The sequence below is a fragment of the Paenilisteria rustica genome, from assembly GCF_013820765.1.
GTDB lineage: Bacteria > Bacillota > Bacilli > Lactobacillales > Listeriaceae > Listeria_A > Listeria_A rustica.
In genome coordinates this window covers 66,043-84,712 of the sequence record NZ_JABJVM010000006.1, presented here as the reverse complement: position 1 = coordinate 84,712, position 18,670 = coordinate 66,043, and the positions used below count along the sequence as shown (strand labels likewise).

Sequence of the window (18,670 nt, the reverse complement as noted above, 5' to 3'; positions counted from 1 at the left end):
CCATTGTTGCAATGGCTCTATACAGGGATTCCTGCTTTTATATTTTTCAGTGATGACTTGGACTCATTTTGCTATTAATCATTCAGGTGTATCAGAAAGTGTCCAAGTAAGCGTTGTTGTATAATCTGAATCGGCATATTTCGCGCTTTTACCTGGGACTGTTAATGTTACGGCATCTACTGCGGCTGTGTTGTCTGCGCCAAATTTGTTGACCCATTGGCCCATACCTTGATCTGCTCCAGCGTTCATAACCATAGATGCGGTGCCGTTTGGATTTAATGTGATATTTTGATTGGATGTCGGAGCGGTTACGCCTGTTCCTGTTTTGGTAACGGCAGTTCCTTTTTTCAGTGCGATTTGTGCGCCTTCTAAGTTACGCGCAGAGCCATCTTTCAATTGACCGCCTTGTGAAACGGTTAGATTCCACCCAGCGTTATTACCTCTGTTATCCGCTACTTGGACGCTGTTTGGAACTTCGATGTTTTGACCGTCCACTTTGACTGTATCAAGTTTAGCATTGTACGTTTTTGTTTCCCCAGAAATTTCTTGCGTGCCAAAATCGAACGATGAAACATAAGCAATATTTAGCGGGCCTGTTGTTCCAGTTCCTTCGCCGCCGTCTGGATCGATTGTTTTATCTGGATCTAGTGGGTTGACTGGCGGTGTAACGCTACCTTCTGCTTGTTTTGTGAATTTCACTTTACCGTTTGTGGTGACAGAGCCAACTTCTGCGGCCGATGCGTGATTACCCATGCCTAAAGTTGCTGCTACTGCTGAAACTGTTACTAAACCGATTACCGCGAATTTTTTGAAAGTCATTATAAAGTTCTCCTTTAAAGTGCCAGGATTTGATGGAGCTACCCCGAGATCACTTGGTTTTGCCTTTTGTCCTATCATGTTAAGAAATATCCTGGGATTTCCTTAGCATCACATCCTTTATAATCATTTTTATTTACGGCGTGTCGTTCAATGTCCACGTAATACTTGTTGCATAATCCGTTTCTGCTTTAACGCCAGTTGTGTTGACTTTCATCCGGATGCCTTGATCTTTTGCCCAATGGACGTTAGTATCTGTTTGGGCGCCTGATTTGCCATTGTAAATTGTGAAGGCTTCGTTATCTCGAATTCTAGTTTCTGTCGTTGCTGTCGTAAAAGTAAGCGCGTCGGCTAATGTTTTGGAGCTCATATCGGCGGCTGTAAAAGGACCGTTGACCGTGGCGGTGATAGACCAATCTGTGCCATTATTTCGCGCATCCGTCACGCCAATATTCCAATCCGTATCTGCGCGGGCAATGGTTGTTTCGCTAGAATTAATCTCAGCTGTTTCAAAATTTAAATCGGCCGGTGTCGCGGTAAACTTGAAGGTTGTATTATCTGTAATCACGACGTTGGAAGTGATGCTTGCCGTACCGAGTTTGTAGGTAATCTCGAAGGAGCCAGGAGTTTGAGGTGTCGGGGAGTCGGAGGTTATTTGATTCGTGATGTCTTGCGCAGTTGCGCTATCCCAGCCTTGCACACCCGCTTTTTGACGAAGAAGTTCGGCGATTTGTGAGGGAGTCTTATTTGCTAGCTCACTTGTTTGTAGCTGGATATCGTCACTATGAATGACGTAGTTGTCCTTGATCGCTACCGTCTCATCTTGGACAATATAGTTGACATTTTTCATCGTAGTGTTTCCAGCTCTATCTTTAATGGAGATTTGCGTTGTGCGAACACCGATGCTTGCTGTCGTTGGCGGTGTGACATAACTAATCGTGATATTATTGGGTAAAATGTCATCTGCATTGTCGTGAACGTTAGTCAAAAATGTGCTAGCGTCAGGGATTACGGCGTTTTTATCAAACGTTTGCATGACCGTATCTGCGGTTGGTGCCTCTTTCTCTGTTCGCATATCGAACTGAGCTTGAGCTTTGGCGATTTCAGCATTGAGTTCTGCGTTTTTTGTTGGATCGGTAACTTTGTCCACCAAAACTTTAGCGGCGTCGATTGCTTTTTGGTCTGTTGCGGTTTTGATTTCGTTGGTGGGATTGTTATCAATGAATAAGGCGTCGGCTGCTGCTTTTGCATTATCATAGGTTCTGTCGACAGTGATGGTTTGTATGGTGTAAAACTTGTCGTTCACTTTTACTGTTGCTTTAAGAATATCGCCGTCCTTCAGATTCAAACCTTGATATATATTACGATAGTTTCCAACCACTTTTTGGCCGCCATAGTACATTGTGCCACCGTCAAAGGAGGAACAATAAGTATCATTGAGGTAGAATGTATAATAAAATCGTAATCTTTGACTCTCATCAACTAGTGCGGACCACCCAGTCGCTGTTACGATAAAATCATGGAAGGAGGCTTTTGCTGCATCTACTTCTAATAAGTCTTTTGCTCTTTGAAGTTTCTTTTGTAGCGCTGTTTTTAATGTTGCATCTGTTACCGCATTTACCTGTGCTTGCGCTGCATCAATTGCAACTTGATCGGTCGTTGGTTTGAGTTCTTTGGTGGGGTCATTATCAATAAACAAATCATTTACAGCAGTTTCAGCATCTGTGGCTGTGCTTCCTAGTAAAGTTTGATGTATTTCATTAGGTGATTCCTCGGCTGCATGAACGAAAAAACTTGTTGGCTCTATTAGCATAGAAAATATAAGAACCACTACTATTAATTTCTTTTTCATAACATCACCTTCTTTTTATTGTTTCAATCGCTATTCCTTTTCGTTGGTACATATATCAGTATATAGCTTTTTGAAATTATATTTTTTAGGTGAAAATGCATCTAGGGGAAGGATCTAGGGCGGAATGTTCACGTGAAAGAATATTTATTCAGGAAAAACGTCTTAAATCGGCGTAATACATGACTATTTGTAGATTTTGTGAATTATTGAATCATGGGGATTTGGATTAGAATATGGCTGTAGGAGAAAAAAGTAAGGAAAAGTATTTCTCTAGCAGAATAGAATAGACAAGGCTTTCTTCTTGAAAATATAAAGCGGAAACAAAATATCGACGTACAAATCGATAACTGTTTCGGCTTTTTTGTCGTTGTTTTAGTGAAATTAGTGACAATCGATAGAAAACGAAAGCAAATGAAAATAAATGATTGACAAAGTGAGGAAATAAAAATATAATGGGGAGGTAATCAAGAAAGCGCTTTACTAAAAAAGAAGGAGATGTTCTTATGTGTCAAGAGAAAACAGGTAATGTTGTGTTAGGCAAAGATATCCCTCAAAAAATGAAAGCTATTGTTGCGTATGCCCCTGGTGATTATCGTTTGGAGGAGGTCGCTGTTCCTGAGATTGGACCTCACGAAATTTTGGTGAAGGTGGAATCGTGTGGGATTTGTGCGGGGGATTTGAAGGCTTTTGACGGGGCTCCTAGTTTTTGGGGCGACGCGAAGCAACCGGCATACATAAAAGCGCCGATGATTCCGGGTCATGAGTTTATTGGGCACGTCGTTGGTTATGGGGACCAGGTGACGGAGTTTGAGCTTGGGAATCGTGTTATTTCGGAGCAGATTGTGCCGTGTTGGGATTGTCGTTTTTGTAAGCGTGGTCAGTATTGGATGTGTGAAAAACATGATTTATACGGTTTTCAGAAGAATGTAAACGGTGGCATGGCAGAATATATGAAATTTACGAAAGAAGCGATAAATTATTTGGTTCCAGACGATTTGCCGATTGAAAAAGCGATTTTGATTGAACCTTATGCGTGTTCGTTCCATGCGGTGCAGCGTGCGAATATTAAATTGGGCGATGTCGTGGTGCTGGCTGGTGCGGGAACGCTTGGGTTGGGCATGATTGGTGCGATTAAAAAGTCTGGTCCGCAGAAATTGATTGTTCTGGATCTGTTTGAGGATCGGTTGGAGCTTGCGAAGAAATTTGGCGCGGATATGGTGCTGAACCCAGCGAAGGACGATGTTATCACGATTATTAAGGATTTGACGGACGGCTATGGTTGCGACATTTATATTGAAGCAACTGGTGCGCAAAAATCGGTGGAGCAAGGGCTGACGCTGATTCGCAAACTGGGAACTTTTGTTGAATTTTCGGTGTTTAAGGAGCCGGTGACAGTGGATTGGAGCATTATTAGTGATCGGAAGGAGCTGGACGTGCTGGGCTCGCATTTGGGACCGTATTGTTATCCACTCGTGATTGAAGGCATTCAAAATGGGGATTTACCGACAGAAGGTGTCGTAACGCATACATTGCCGCTCGAGGATTTTAAGGCTGGTTTTGATTTGGTAAGAAGTGGTGCAGAGTCGCTGAAGGTCGTATTGAACCCAAACTTGTAATCGAAAGGGGAACGTGACATGAAAAGTTTAACAAACAGAATCGGTTTGCCGCCAAAATTAATGATGGGATATGCGGGACTTGTCGTCTTCATGATGGGGGAAGGTTTAGAGCAGGGCTGGTTGTCGCCGTTCTTAATCAGCGGCGGACTTTCGATTCAACAGTCGGCGTTATTGTTTAGTGTATACGGGATTGCGGCGGCGCTTGCGGCTTGGCTATCTGGTGTTTTATCGGAAATGTTTGGGGCGCAGCGAGTGATGACGGCGGGTGTGGTTATTTTTATCATCGGTTCGGTGTTCTTTATTTCTGTCGGACTACCGAGTCATAATTTATTTGTGATGATACCGACGTATGCGCTTCGTGGGTTCGGCTATCCACTTTTTGCTTATTCATTCCTTGTTTGGGTGGCGTATGAAGCGCCTACGGAAAAACTAGGTTCAGCGGTCGGAATTTTCTGGTTTTGCTATAGTGGCGGGCTGAATGTGTTGGGGGCGCTCTACTCAAGCATTGCGCTGCCTTACTTAGGTGAGATGGCAACATTGTGGAGCGCGCTAGTCTTCGTTGTTGTCGGCGCGACGATTGCGATTTTCTTAAACCGTGAAAAAGTAGCGAAAAAAGGTACTGGCGAACGGCCAACGATGGCTTATTTATTGAAGGGAATCACGATCGCTTTTGAAAAGCCGAAAATCGGGATGGGCGGTATTGTTCGGACGATTAATACATCGGCGGCGTACGGTTTCACAGTGTTTATGCCGTTGTTCTTCATGGAAATTGGCTTTACGCGTGGGGAATGGTTGCAAATCTATGCGTGCCTTTGGTCGGTGAATATTATTTTTAACTTATTGTTCGGGGTCATTAGTGATCGGCTTGGCTGGCGGAATACGGTGATGTGGTTTGGCGGAATGGGTTGCGCGACGTTTACGGTGCTGTTTTACTATGTGCCGCTATGGTCTGGCGCGAACTTCTTGCTGACGATGCTGATCGCGGGTTGCTTCGGCGCTTGTTTGGCGGCTTACGTGCCACTTTCGGCGATTATGCCAACGCTTGCTCCTGAAAATAAGGGTGCGGCGATGTCGATTTTGAATTTGGGCGCGGGGCTGAGTACGTTTTTAGGACCTGCTGTCGTGGGAATTTTTATTGGAAGTCTTGGCACGGTTGGCGTCATTTGGGTGTTCGCGGGACTTTACGTTTTTAGTGCCTTCTTGATGAAATTTGTAACCTTGCCGAAAAATCAGAATTTGGTTGTGCCGGCGAGTACGGTGGATTAATTGCATTGGAGTGTTGGAAAAATGAAAATTGGAATTGGTGCGGATCATAATGCGTTTGGAATGAAGGAGGCGTTGCGGGAGTACATCGAGGGCTCGGGAAATGAGGTCGTTGATTTCGGCTGTTACTCGGAGGACGAAGTGGATTATCCGGATATCGCGTTTCAAGTGGGGACGGCGATTCAGGGGGGCGTTGTGGAGCGCGGCATCTTGGTTTGTGGGACTGGAATCGGGATGTCGATTGCGGCGAATAAGGTGCCGGGCATTCGTTCGGCGCAGTGCCACGATGTGTATTCGGCGGAGCGCGCGCAGTTGAGCAATGACGCACAAATTATAACGCTCGGCGCGAAAGTGATTGGGCTCGAGTTGGCTAAGAAAATTGTGGACGCGTATCTGGATGTCGCGTTCGCGGGCGGCCAATCGAAACGGAAAATTGATCAAATTTCGAGTCAGGAACAGGCATATTTGAAGACGGGGAGTGTGGAAGGATGAAGAAGTTAATCAATGACGCGGATCATGTGGTGGAGGAAATGATTGATGGCTACGTGAAGGCGTTTCCGCAATATGTGAAGCAACTGGAAAATCCGCGGGCGCTGGTGCGTTCTGAGCTTGACGCGGATAAGGTCGGCGTTTTGATCGGCGGCGGTTCGGGACATGAGCCCGCTTTCATGGGTTACGTTGGTGCGGGGATGGCGGACGGTGTGGCGGTCGGGAATATTTTCGCATCGCCGCCGCCGGGTCCGATTGTTGCTGTGACGGAGGCGATTGATCAGGGCAAAGGTGTGGTGCACGTTTACGGAAACTATGCCGGGGATATTATGAACTTCGGGATGGCCGCGGAAATGGCTGATTTGGAGCATGATATTGAGGTGGCGTCTGTGGTCGTGACGGATGACGTTGCTTCGGCTCCTAAAAACGAGATGGCAAAACGACGCGGAATCGCGGGTGAATTTTTCGTGACGAAAGTGGCGAGTGTGGCGTCCGCGCTGGGCCATGATTTGGTGGGTGTGACGCGGCTTGCGAACCGTGCGAATGAGGTGACGCGGACGATGGGCGTGGGCTTGTCACCGTGTTCGTTACCGCAAACTGGGAAGCCAAGTTTTACGCTAGCGGAGGATGAAATGGAAATCGGGTTGGGGCATCACGGCGAACCTGGTATTGAAAAAGGTAAATTGGAGACGGCGGACAAAGTAGTGGATCGTCTCGTTACGGCGATTTTGGAAGATATGCCAATCGCGACGGGAGAAGAGGTTGCGGTGCTAATCAATGGATTGGGCTCGACGACGCGAATGGAACTGCTAATTATGTTCCGACGTGTGGAGCAACTTTTAAGCGAGCGTGGTATCAAGATTTACCGGTCATTTATTGGGGATTACAGTACGTCGCTTGAGATGGGTGGCAGTTCGGTGACGTTGATAAAACTAGACGCGGAGCTAAAGGAATGCATCGATTACCCGGCGGATTGCCCGATGTATGTTCAGAAATGAGGAGGCGTGACGAGTATGTACTATGCGGCGGATTTTCGCAACTTTTTAAATATCGTAACGGAAACAATGGAACGGGAAAAAGATTATTTATGCGAACTCGATCGAAAATTAGGTGACGGCGATCATGGCGTGACCATGTCGATTGGTTGGCAGGCAATCAAAAAAGAGCTGGCAAAACAGGAAGAATTAGATTGTTCAAAATTGGCGATTCTGGCGGGGAAAACCTTCCTAGAAGCTGTCGGATCGTCAGTTGGCCCACTTTACGCTACGGGGTTTTTGCGAGGCGCGAAGGTGATTAAGGGCAAAGAAGTACTTAATGATGCGGATTTGACCGCTTTTTGGCTAGCATTTATGGGCGGCGTGAAGGAACGCGGGCAGGCCGAAGTTGGCGATAAAACGATGATTGACACATTGGAACCAGCGCGAATCGCATTGGAACACGCTTTTTCCGAGTCTGGTAATTTTGAAGAAGCGTTTCGCGTAGCGGTGGTCGCGGCTGAAGCTGGCATGATTTCGACCATCGATTTGCTATCCAAACGAGGCCGATCTAGTAGACTCGGCGATCGTTCTCTTGGCAATCAAGATCCAGGTGCGACATCGGCCTATCTGATTTTGACGAATTTTCTCGTAAGTTTACCAGAAAGTGTACTAGAGTAAAAATCGAAACGAGGAGTGACAAACATGTTCGATAAAAATTTTGCATTAACAGATAAAGTGGCTGTCGTAACTGGCGGTGCAAGCGGGATTGGACGGGCAATCGTGGAACTGTTCTTCGAAAAAGGGGCGCGCGTCGTGCTCGTCGATATTAAGCCAGACGTAGCCGAAATCGCGCAACAAATCGGCGGTGCACGAGCGCTCGGCATCCAAGCGGACATTACCAAAAAAGAAATCGTAGAAGGCGTGATGGCAACGGTTGTAGAACAATTCGGTAGTATCGATATCGTCGTGAACTCAGCTGGAATTGCGCTTCTCGAAAAAGCTGCGGACCTTCCGGAATCCTACTGGGACAAGACGATGGAGCTGAATTTGAAGGCATCGTTTTTAATCGCGCAAGCAGCAGGAAATGTAATGATAAAACAAGGTCGTGGCGGGAAAATCGTCAATATGGCATCGCAAGCCTCTGTCGTAGCGCTGGATAAACACGTAGCCTATTGCGCGAGTAGGCCGCGATTGTTTCGATGACGCAAGTTTTGGCGATGGAATGGGCGCCTTATAAAATCAATGTGAACGCCATTTCGCCGACCGTTATCCTGACAGAACTCGGCAAGAAAGCATGGGCTGGAGAAGTCGGCGAAGCGATGAAAAAACAGATTCCAATCGGCCGTTTTGGCTATCCAGAAGAAGTCGCAGCCTCAGCACTATTTCTAGCAAGCGACGCCGCGAATTTAATCACCGGTGAAAATCTAGTGATCGACGGCGGTTACACCATTCAATAAAAGGAGGACGCATATGTCACTCATGGATCAACAAATGATAAAAACGTTACGCGTACTATCGATGGACATGGTCGAACAGGCGAGCTCGGGACACCCCGGCCTACCAATGGGCGCGGCACCAATGGCGTTCACCTTATGGAAAAACCATCTGAAATTTAATCCGGCGCATCCGAGCTGGTTCAACCGTGACCGCTTCATCTTGTCCGCGGGTCACGGCTCGGCGCTACTTTACAGCCTACTTCACGTTTTTGGCTACGATGTTAGTAAAGAAGACTTGCGCCATTTCCGCCAAAAAGACAGCGCCACGCCGGGTCATCCTGAATTTGGGCATACACCAGGCGTCGACGCAACAACCGGCCCACTCGGACAAGGCATCGCGATGGGCGTCGGAATGGCAATGTCAGAAGCACATTTGGCCGCGATGTTCAACAAAGAATCCCACGAAGTCATCAATCACCACACATACGTCTTGTGCGGCGACGGTTGTTTGATGGAAGGCATCTCCTATGAAGCAAGCTCACTCGCCGGCCATCTGCAACTTGGAAAACTCATCGTGCTTTACGACTCCAACGATATTTCCTTAGATGGTGAACTCTCGCAAAGTTTTTCCGAAGACATCGATTTGCGTTTTCGCTCCGCTGGCTGGCAAACATTGCGCGTCCCCGATGGAAATGACGTCGAGGCCATCAACAGCGCCATTCTCCTTGCAAAAGCCGAAACCGCGAAACCGACCTTAATCGAAATAAAAACAATAATCGGCGACGGAAGTCCAAGCAAAGCAGGAACAGCCGCAGCGCACGGAGCACCACTTGGCAAAGCTGAAATCGCCCAAATCAAGAAAAACTACGGCTGGGAATTAGAACCTTTCGAACTACCAAAAACAGTCGGCTATCAAAAAGACTACTACTTATCTAAAGGAAACCATCGCGAATCGAAGTGGCTCCAAGCGTTCAACAAATACAGAAACGACTATCCGGAAGAAGCGGAGAAGCTACAACGCCTCATTGATAATCAAGAAACCGCGAATCAGGCACTCGTTTTACCAACATACACGACCAAGGATGCTCCAATGGCAACCCGCGACGTTTCTGGTACCCTTTTAAATGAGCTGTCGTCCCAATTACCAAGCCTATTCGGCGGTTCGGCTGACTTGTCATCTTCCAACAAAACGATGCTTAAAAACAGCGATGACTTCCTCGCCAACCATTACGAAGGCAAAAATATCTGGTTTGGCGTCCGCGAATTTGCGATGGGTGGAATTTTGAATGGAATGGCTTTGCACGGCGGAATCAAGCCATATGGCGCGACATTCTTCGTATTCTCAGACTACTTAAGGAGCGCGATTCGATCGGCTGCTCTCATGAAACTTCCAGTAACATACGTGATGACGCACGATTCTATCATGGTTGGAGAAGACGGCCCAACACACGAGCCAATCGAGCACCTAGCCTCATTCCGAGCAATGCCAAACCTGGTCGTTTTAAGGCCCGCAGATGCGAACGAAACAGTGGCCAGCTATAAATACGCACTAACACAACAAGAAAACCCAGTTATGCTCGTGCTCAGCCGTCAAGCGCTGCCAATCCTACCGACGACAGACATGAAAGCCGCGACAGACGTCGAAAAAGGCGCGTACATCCTAGCTGAATCACCGACCGCAACGACAGACATGCTTCTAATCGCGACTGGCTCCGAAGTTTCGCTAGCAATGGAAGTACGCCAACGCTTAGCGACAGAAAAAATCGGCGCCCGCGTCATCAGCATGCCAAGTTGGGAACTATTTGAACGCCAATCCGCTGACTACCAAGAGGCCGTGCTTCCGAGCGAAATCACACACCGAATCGCAATCGAAATGGCTTCATCACAAGGATGGCATAAATACGTCGGTGACAAAGGTGAAATCATCGCCATCGACACATTCGGAAAATCCGGTCCAGGCACAGAACTCGCCGAAGACTTCGGTTTCTCCGCTGAAAAAATAGCAAATCAGATTTTGGCGACATTGCAAAAGGTTTGATAAAAGAGAGTCTGAGCGTGATACATACTTGCTTAGACTCTCTTTTGGTTGCCAGATACTACAATTATTGGCAGGCATGTGGTAAAATGAAAGTGTGATTTATTGAAAGTAAATAGAAGCAAACGATGAATTACACTATTATATGAAAAAGTAGGTGAAAATCCATGTTCGCAAATCAACGTCGAAGTGAGATTTTACATAGGGTTCAAGAACAAAAAACAGTGTCCGTCAACGAACTGAGTGAGCAGCTAAACGTCTCCGCAGCAACCGTTCGGGCGGATTTGAATACCATGGAACAGCAAGGTTTACTCACACGAACACACGGTGGCGCCATGATGAAAGAAAAAGACGATATCGATAAAAAATACGCCGTCCGCGAAAAGAAACACCGCTCCGAGAAACAGCGCATTGCAGCAGCGGCTTTTGAATACATCGAAGACGACCAATGCATCATTCTCGACGCCAGCACGACCTGTTTTGAACTCGCGAAATTCATTAAAGAATCCACGAAACGCCTAACGATTGTGACAAGCGGCTTAACGACAGCCACGATGCTAAAAGAGAATCCGAATTTGACGGTTATCATTATTGGCGGCATTGTTCGTAGTGGCTCCAATTCGATTGAAGGCCTGATTGGGCATGAGCTTTTGAAGAAGGTGAACGTGGACATACTATTCACATCTGCCTACGCGTTAAATGCTGCGGATGGTCTAACTGATTTCAGCCTATACGAAGTCGAACTCAAGCGCGAAATGGTAGCCACAGCTCGAAAAACAATCGCGCTGATTGATAACAGCAAGCTCGGCAAAAGCTCCATCGCGACTTTTGCGAAAATCGAAGACATCGAACAACTTGTGACAGACCAGGCGCTCTCGACAGAACTAGAGGCGCGTTTGGATGATGCGAAAGTTCTTGTAGACATCGCAAACTGACGACAATTAGAAGGATATCCGTTCATGTGATAGGGTTCACTATACCTTTATGTCAAATAAAGCGGCAATCAAATCACAAAGGTGGTTCTAAAAATGAAAACCAACCAAACTGAAATTATCGGCGACCTCTACAATTTACTGCTCAATCCAGCTACCCGAGATTGGGAACGATCTCTATTACGGGCGGCCAAACTGGGCATCGATAATGGGGCGAATTTTGACGATCAGATTGCAAAGCTTGAAGCTGAGTTTCGCCCACTAGCTCTAAGAAATAATTTAACCCCCGACGTCACGGATTTTTATTTAAAAATAACGGATGATCCAATGGCAGGCAGTTCATTCGACTTAGCGATACATTACGCGAAAGACGGGCCACATCAGGCGCGCGCGATTTTTGCTGGTGGCTGTTTTTGGTGTATGGTCGAGCCGTTTGAAACGCAACCCGGTATTATCTCGGTTATATCAGGTTACACCGGCGGGCATATGGATAATCCCACATATGAGCAGGTGCTTGGCGGTTATACTGGGCATGTGGAGGCGGTCGAGATTATTTTCGATACGCGCGTTTGGAATTATAAAAAGCTAGTCGAACTTTACTGGCAGCTGACTGACCCGACGGATGCATTTGGTCAAATGGCGGATCGTGGCAGTAGCTACAGGCCGGTTATTTTCGTGGCAAACGAGGAGCAACGCCAAATTGCCGAACAGTCAAAGCAAGATTTAGCGACATCTGGGAAGTACAAACATCCCATCGTGACCGCCATTGAACCGGCAAGCACCTTTTGGCCAGCTGAAAATTTCCATCAACAGTTTTATCAGAAAAACCCGAAAAGGTACAAGAAACTTAAGCGTTCGCGTGGACAGTTTTTGTCGTTTCAGCGGATTCAAAACAAGATTTGGCAACGCGTTGGCAGAAAAAAAGAGTGAGATTGAGATAAAAGGATCTTTAGAACGAAAAATAAAGCAGGAATCTCGTATACCCCATTTTTTATAATGGCTCTATACAGAGGTTCCTGCTTTTAGGTTTTTAGAGGTGGATTTTAGTTATGTCCCAGCCCCACTTATTCTTTGTGTCTTATTTTATCCCGGTTTGACTGGTCGTTTCGTCTCCTACAATCGTATTCTGATACATTAAATAATACGCGGCAGAGGACCAGCTAAAGTTTTTTGTACTCAGGCCATCTCCGGTAAGCGGATCGTAGTTTTCGTGAATCGGTCCGTTGCCCATTAAGCCATTCGCGTGGTTAAATAAGTTTTTCGATAGGAAGGTTGCGTCTGACTTATAGCCATAGTTTTGCAAGGCTTCGACGCCAAACAATGCTTGATCGAGCCACACCGGTCCGCGCCAGTATTCTGTTGCGCTAAATCGTGAATTGTCTTTTGATGCGGTTGGGAACGGCACATAGGTATTGAATTTATTTGGCGAAAGCATGTTTTCACGGACGCTCGCTGCCTTGTCTTCATCGGAAAGCTTCGCCCAAAGTGGAATCCAGCCTTCTGTTCCTTTGCCACGATTGACAAGCAGTTTTGTTTTGGAATCATCATCGTTTATTTGCAGGTCGTAATAGAAACCGGTGTCTTTGTCGTACATATTTTTTTCGATGTAGGTTTGTACTTTTTCTGCTTCTTTTTTGTATTTATCCGCATCGTCATCTTTGCCGAGCTCTTTTGCCATGGAAACTAGGAAGCCCTTTTCCGCGTAAAGGTAGGCATTTAAATCGACGGATTCTTGGTTGATCGAGTAACCGATGACTTTATCTGCGCTATCTTTATTTTCAAAAACGAGCACGCCGGGATCATTTTTCCCAACGCCATCTTTGTCAAAACGGACGGCATTATCCATACCACTTTCCCATGCCGCGGCTTCGATAACGGCTTCGTCATTCAGCTCGAAATTACCAGTCGCATCCTTGATATTCTTGTCGTTCGCGTCTTTTTTCCAGTTGGCGTCACTGACCATGCTTCCGTACTCCGCGATACCGTTTTTATTATGGTCGCGGTTCGTGTACCACCAATCGTGATAAGCGACGAGCTTCGGATACATTTCTTTGAGGAAAGCTTTATCCTTTGTCTCTGTATAAATATTCCAAACTGCCCAAGCAGAAAGTGGTGGCTTCGAGTTGCGCTCATTCCAGTTCCCACCGTCTCCGCCGCGTTCTGGTGTTTTATTGTAGAAAATGGCATCGATAATCGCGCCGGAATCTTGTGGCAAGTTCGGATCATCTTTTTGAATTTGGTAATCAAATAAGGCACGCACGCTATTTTTTGCCAGTTCGGGGTTGAAATTCACCGTTGCAACGGCTTCTTTCCATGAATCCCATGACCACAACCCAATAAACCATTTATAGGACATCGACGGCACAATACCATCATGTTTGATCGCGCCAGCCGGACTGCGCCAGTTCGTTGTCAGCGTTTCGATTGTTTTCACGGCAGCATTTTTATATTCCGGGTGGTTCTTGCTTTTTTTATCGGCAAAAGTCTTGTCTAAATAGCCTTGCCAGCGCTTGTTGTTATCCTGGAAAAGCTTGTCTTGATCCGCGATATAGGAATCCCAATTCGCTTTTTCATCCTGCAATTCTTGATCCGTGAACGTATAACTTTCTACGGCAAACGTCGCGAAATCCTTATTTGGCGCGATTGTGATCGGACTTTTCGCCTTAGATGTATATGTATTATTGGCAACATCATTCACGACGGGCATATCATGGTAGATAGAATACTTCGTTTGTTTCGTGGAGAAGAACGTCCAAATTTCCCTCATATCAGGAAAATTAACTTGAACTCCATTAGCGGTTGATTCGAGTGTTTGCTTCAAGTCGATCGTTTCACTGCCGTCATTCAGCTTATTAAGCAACGTTCCCTGCCAAGAAAGCGATAAATGAAGCGGTTTCTCTGTTTTGTTTGTGATATTCGTTTTAACGAGGGCCGAACGATTACTAGTAAAAATCAAGTCTAATTCTAGCGTTAAATCGTCGAGTTCGTAGGTCTGGGCTAGCTTGCCAGGATAATACGCAAAATCAGTACTGGCCTTGCTCAAATCATAAGTCGTTTTTGTATCATCGTTTGCGATTTGAATTTTGTTGAAAGTCTTCGCCAAATTCGCTGGATACTCTTCACCGATGATGACAGGGCCAGCAAAGCCGCCGAGTATTTCAGGTGAATTGCCATCCGGTAAATAATAGCCGTGCCAAGCGCCAAGATCCGAGAAGTTATTAAACCTGTTCGTATCATAATTTCCGTACATATTTTCGGTCGGATTTGCCGAGATATCAATAACATTCTTAAAATTGGATACCTCTGGTTTCGGTGCTTTTTCGATTAAATCCGATGTTTGTTCCTCTTTTTTGTCTTTATTCAGCAGATTAAAGCCCGCAACTCCGGCCACAATTAGCAGAATAATACCCAAACTGATAAATAAGTAATGCTTCTTTTTCATTTCATACCTCCTGATTATTCTAATATTTATGGTAACGCTTTCAGTTAACTATGTAAGTATAACGTATTTTGGGTGAAATTGCTAGTTGGTGTTTATTTGATTCCAATCATCATACAGGTGTATTATGTGATACGGCAGGGAAACAATAACTATAAACTTATTATACGAGGAGAGTGTGAAAATGGAATTAGATTGCAATACGAAGAATGTAGATTTAGAAAAGACAGGCTTTGGCTACACATGGTCTTTGATTTGCGGCAAGTATAAGATGCTCATTTTGTACGTGCTGTATTCCTATAAAGAGCCGATTCGATATAACGCGCTAAAAAGAGAACTCGTAAATATTTCGTTCAAAACACTGACGAATACATTGAGGGAATTGGAAGAGGACGGATTAATCATAAGAAAAGAATACAGTCAAATACCGCCTAAAGTGGAGTATAGTCTTTCCGAAGATGGGCAGTCGCTCATACCAGTATTAGATGAATTATGTGCGTGGGGCGAGGCTCGATTAGCTAGAAAATCAGATACCAAATAATTTTACTACTAAAAAGGAGCATCAAAAATGGAGGAAATAATTTTAAATAATAAAGTTGCCATGCCGCAAATTGGATTAGGATTATACCGTTTGAAAAAAGAAGAAGAGTTGGAAAATGCAGTTTTATGGGCACTCGAGGCTGGATATCGCCATTTGATACGGCAATGTTTTATAGAAACGAGCATATTCTGGGTAATGCGCTTAATAAAACGGATATAACGAGAGAAGAATTATTTATTACGACGAAGCTTTGGAATTCGGACCATGGCTATGACCAGACTAAAAAAGCATTTGAAAAATCACTAAAAAAACTACAACTAGATTACGTGGATTGCTACCTTATTCATTGGCCGTCGAAAAAATACATGGAAAGCTGGAAAGCGATGGAGGAAATCTACGCAGCAGGTAAGGCCAAATCGATTGGTGTCTCTAACTTTACGCTGGAACATTTAGAAGATATATTAGCGCATGGGAGCGTTGTACCGGCAGTAAACCAAATAGAGATACATCCATATTTCCAACAAAATGAGATGATTGACTTCCTAACAAAGCATAATATTGCGCACGAGGCATGGAGCCCTCTTGGAGCAGGGAATAAAGGACTTTTTGAAGAACCAACATTGAAGGCTCTAGCTGAAAAATATCATAAAAACATTGGGCAAATTATATTGAGGTGGCATTTGCAAAGAAATACGATAGTTATCCCGAAATCATCCAATCAAAAAAGACTTGAATCGAATATTGACCTTTGGGATTTCGCTCTCGAACAAACGGATATGGAAGCAATCGCTAAACTAGATAAGGATAAAAGAACAGGACCAAATCCACATAATAAATTCTTCTTATGGTTTACAACATTTCTGAAAGGTTAATAATAAATGAAAAGAGACGATTGTGAGGCAAATATTTGAGTTTGTATGTAGAACCGTTTTTTTAGAATTATAAATCATGTCAAATAATTCTTATTGAAATCTCCACGTCTGCCCCGTATAGTTATGGTAGACGTGGTTTTTGTTTTGCTCGCTGGGCACGCAAGTTGTGCGCCAGACGAGCTTTTTTGCGTTTTTATAGACGCGATTCTGTTAAGAGAATCACAAGTAAAGCCCCATGCTGTACAATTTCTTAACGAGATGTTGGGATGAAAGCGTGTACAATTTTGGTGGAAACCGTTCTATAATAAAAGAGAACAGGAGGGATATCATGTATTTGGATGAACGAAGCAATGTGCTGTTAAAAGAGATTTTGCGGCATCCTAATATATCGAATGCCAAGCTACAGGAGAAGTTCGGATTGACCCGCAGGCAGGTGGATTATAGTTTTCAGAAGGTGAATCAGTGGTTGGAAGAGCAGGCATATCCGAAAATTCATCGGTCGGCGAATGGGCGTTTTGTTGTGGAACCTGACCTGTTTCAGTTAGTGGAAGGCACGGCAAATGGGGAGGAGGAAGATCGGTATATTTTGTCCGAAAAGGAACGGGCGAGCTTGATTATTTTGATGCTTTCAACGAGTCAAGAGGAGCTGTCGCTTAATCATTTTATTAGTGAACTCGAAGTAAGTAAAAATACAGTTTTGCGAGATTTGAAGGGTGTGCAGGCGATTTTCGATACGTTTGGGCTTGAGGTGCATTATTCGAGGATGAACGGTTATCAGGTCTGCGGTGACGAGTGGAATCAGCGTTCGGCCTTGATTTACGCGGCGGGACATATTATTTCGAGCTATAATGGTGAGCAGTTATTGCGTCATTTTATGCAGATTGAAACGGCGCGCGTGGAGCAGATTCGGGATCATTTAGTGGCGGTGGAAGTGCAGTTGAATTTGACGTTTATCGATAACAAAATGCAGATTTTACCGTATATTCTGGAAAGTATTTTCAGGCGAATCCGGAAAGGGCAGCGTATTACGACGGAATTTTTAATTGATTTTAACGAGCTGTCGGATACGCAGGAATATGGTGCGGCCAAGCTTTTGATCGAGGATGAACCGTATATTTCGGAGACGGAGCGGCTATACATTTCGCTGCAACTGCTAACTTCGAACGTGTTACCGAAAAATGACTTAACGAATGAAACATCGCCGCGCTTGAAAATGGCTGTGGCTCAGGTTTTGAGTGAGTTTGAGAAGAAGGCGTGCATTCAATTTGTGGATAAGGATTCGCTACTTGAAAAGTTATTTGCGCACATCAAACCGGCGTATTATCGGATAAAATACCATTTAACGACGGATTATAGTCTTTTGGACAAGATTGATCAGGAATTTGAAGCGGTACATTATATTGTGAAGCAGTCCCTCAAACCGCTAGAAAAATTTATTGGAACGCGTATTCCTGAAAATGAGAGTATTTTTATCACGTTGTTTATTGGTGGTCATTTGATTGATACGACGGAGCGATTGCAGACGAGACTGAAAGCCGTCGTTGTTTGCCCGAACGGATTGTCAATTTCGCGCCTGATGGAAAAGACGTTGCGCAGTTTATTTCCAGAAATCTTTTTTTATCAAGCCATGTCGATTCGTGAGTTTGAACGGACAAACGTGCGATATGATTTAATTTTTTCGGCAGTGCCACTTCAATCGGACAAGAAAATTTTCTTAATAAATCAATTGATGGATGAGCAGGAACGATTGGAGCTTAGACGTCGAGTGATGCGAACGGTTTATATGGTTGGCGAAAGCGGTGTGAGCGTGGAACAGTTGATGCGGGCAGTCGAAAAATACGCAGATGTTCAGGATAAGGAGCGGCTGGCTCGGGCGCTTGCGGAATGCTTAACGCAGCCAATGAATATGACTGAAAATTTGATAGACGAAAAAAAACAGTTAATTGATTTATTGCAACCAGAGATGATTCAACGAACGAAAAGAGTGAAAGATTGGCAAACAGCGATTCAGATGGCGTCCGAACCGTTACTTGAAAAAGGAGCGATCACAGAAGCATATGTTGACGAGATGATGCGGCAACATGTCACGCCAGCAGCGCATATTGTGTTACGGCAGACCATTGCTATTCCTCATGCAGAAACTGAAAAAGGCGTGAAAGAACTCGGAATGAGCATGCTTTATATCGAAGAAGGCCTCGCGCTTGAATCTGGTGGCACATTGCATTTTGTCGTAGTGATTGCGGCTATTGATAAAAACGCTCATTTTCAAGCTTTACTGCAATTGATGGAACTTGCTGGACATAAAAAAACATTGAAAAAAATCGCGCAACTAGAGGAACCGCAAATCATCCATCAGACAATTCAAAAATTCATCGTAGAACTCGAGGGAAAAGCGAAATAAG

At 44.9% G+C, this 18,670-nt stretch carries 14 protein-coding genes and 2 pseudogenes; 13 read left to right on the top strand and 3 right to left on the bottom strand.

Features of this window, described 5'->3' with window-relative positions; translation table 11 throughout:
* Positions 1–78 precede the first annotated feature (78 nt).
* Both HPK16_RS07660 and HPK16_RS07655 read right to left on the bottom strand, forming a co-directional pair.
* Positions 79–819 carry a WxL domain-containing protein gene (locus HPK16_RS07660; protein ID WP_181676407.1) on the bottom strand — a complete coding sequence of 247 codons (741 nt, stop codon included), beginning with the start codon at positions 817–819 and terminating at the stop codon, positions 79–81.
* A 133-nt stretch (positions 820–952) separates the two neighbouring features.
* Entirely contained in the window at positions 953–2,668 is a 1,716-nt protein-coding gene (locus HPK16_RS07655; protein ID WP_181676406.1) for a toxin Cry1Ac domain D-VI-related protein, read from the bottom strand.
* Between the two features lie 503 nt (positions 2,669–3,171).
* Here HPK16_RS07655 and HPK16_RS07650 point away from each other — a divergent pair.
* The 10 genes and pseudogenes from HPK16_RS07650 to msrA all read left to right on the top strand — a co-directional run bounded on the left by HPK16_RS07650 (position 3,172) and on the right by msrA (position 12,346).
* Positions 3,172–4,284, top strand: coding sequence for an MDR/zinc-dependent alcohol dehydrogenase-like family protein (locus tag HPK16_RS07650; protein ID WP_181676405.1), 1,113 nt, complete (start codon positions 3,172–3,174; stop codon positions 4,282–4,284).
* Positions 4,285–4,302: 18 nt separating this feature from the next.
* Positions 4,303–5,550, top strand: a complete 1,248-nt coding sequence (locus tag HPK16_RS07645; protein WP_220132283.1) for an MFS transporter — start codon at positions 4,303–4,305, stop codon at positions 5,548–5,550.
* 21 nt (positions 5,551–5,571) lie between these two features.
* Positions 5,572–6,039 (top strand): ribose 5-phosphate isomerase B, encoded by a 468-nt coding sequence (gene rpiB / locus HPK16_RS07640; protein ID WP_181676404.1) that lies wholly within the window; start codon positions 5,572–5,574, stop codon positions 6,037–6,039.
* On the top strand, positions 6,036–7,034 hold the full coding sequence (locus tag HPK16_RS07635; RefSeq protein WP_181676403.1) for a dihydroxyacetone kinase subunit DhaK: 999 nt from the start codon (positions 6,036–6,038) through the stop codon (positions 7,032–7,034). Before rpiB ends, HPK16_RS07635 begins: the two co-directional genes overlap by 4 nt.
* A gap of 15 nt (positions 7,035–7,049) precedes the next feature.
* Positions 7,050–7,691, top strand: coding sequence for a dihydroxyacetone kinase subunit DhaL (dhaL, locus tag HPK16_RS07630; protein WP_181676402.1), 642 nt, complete (start codon positions 7,050–7,052; stop codon positions 7,689–7,691).
* A 24-nt stretch (positions 7,692–7,715) separates the two neighbouring features.
* Positions 7,716–8,470: pseudogene (locus HPK16_RS07625) on the top strand (SDR family oxidoreductase).
* Positions 8,471–8,483: 13 nt separating this feature from the next.
* On the top strand, positions 8,484–10,487 hold the full coding sequence (gene tkt, locus HPK16_RS07620; RefSeq protein ID WP_181676401.1) for a transketolase: 2,004 nt from the start codon (positions 8,484–8,486) through the stop codon (positions 10,485–10,487).
* Between the two features lie 164 nt (positions 10,488–10,651).
* Positions 10,652–11,419, top strand: coding sequence for a DeoR/GlpR family DNA-binding transcription regulator (locus tag HPK16_RS07615; RefSeq protein ID WP_181676400.1), 768 nt, complete (start codon positions 10,652–10,654; stop codon positions 11,417–11,419).
* Between the two features lie 93 nt (positions 11,420–11,512).
* Positions 11,513–11,728, top strand: a pseudogene (locus tag HPK16_RS17100) (bacteriocin immunity family protein); the annotation flags it as partial.
* Positions 11,729–11,743: 15 nt separating this feature from the next.
* The gene (gene msrA, locus HPK16_RS16980) at positions 11,744–12,346 is read left to right on the top strand and encodes a peptide-methionine (S)-S-oxide reductase MsrA (protein WP_343064808.1); all 603 of its coding nucleotides are present in this window, start codon (positions 11,744–11,746) and stop codon (positions 12,344–12,346) included.
* A gap of 148 nt (positions 12,347–12,494) precedes the next feature.
* Here msrA and ygjK read toward each other — a convergent pair whose 3' ends face one another.
* A complete protein-coding gene (gene ygjK / locus HPK16_RS07605) occupies positions 12,495–14,858 on the bottom strand; it encodes an alpha-glucosidase (RefSeq protein ID WP_181676398.1) in 2,364 nt (787 codons plus the stop codon).
* A gap of 181 nt (positions 14,859–15,039) precedes the next feature.
* Between ygjK and HPK16_RS07600 the strand changes: the two genes are divergently transcribed.
* The 3 genes from HPK16_RS07600 to HPK16_RS07590 all read left to right on the top strand — a co-directional run bounded on the left by HPK16_RS07600 (position 15,040) and on the right by HPK16_RS07590 (position 18,669).
* Positions 15,040–15,396: a winged helix-turn-helix transcriptional regulator gene (locus HPK16_RS07600; protein WP_181676397.1), complete on the top strand. Its 357-nt coding sequence runs from the start codon at positions 15,040–15,042 to the stop codon at positions 15,394–15,396.
* 125 nt (positions 15,397–15,521) lie between these two features.
* Positions 15,522–16,268 (top strand): aldo/keto reductase, encoded by a 747-nt coding sequence (locus tag HPK16_RS07595; protein ID WP_343064807.1) that lies wholly within the window; start codon positions 15,522–15,524, stop codon positions 16,266–16,268.
* A 328-nt stretch (positions 16,269–16,596) separates the two neighbouring features.
* Entirely contained in the window at positions 16,597–18,669 is a 2,073-nt protein-coding gene (locus HPK16_RS07590; RefSeq protein ID WP_181676396.1) for a BglG family transcription antiterminator, read from the top strand.
* Position 18,670 lies beyond the last annotated feature (1 nt).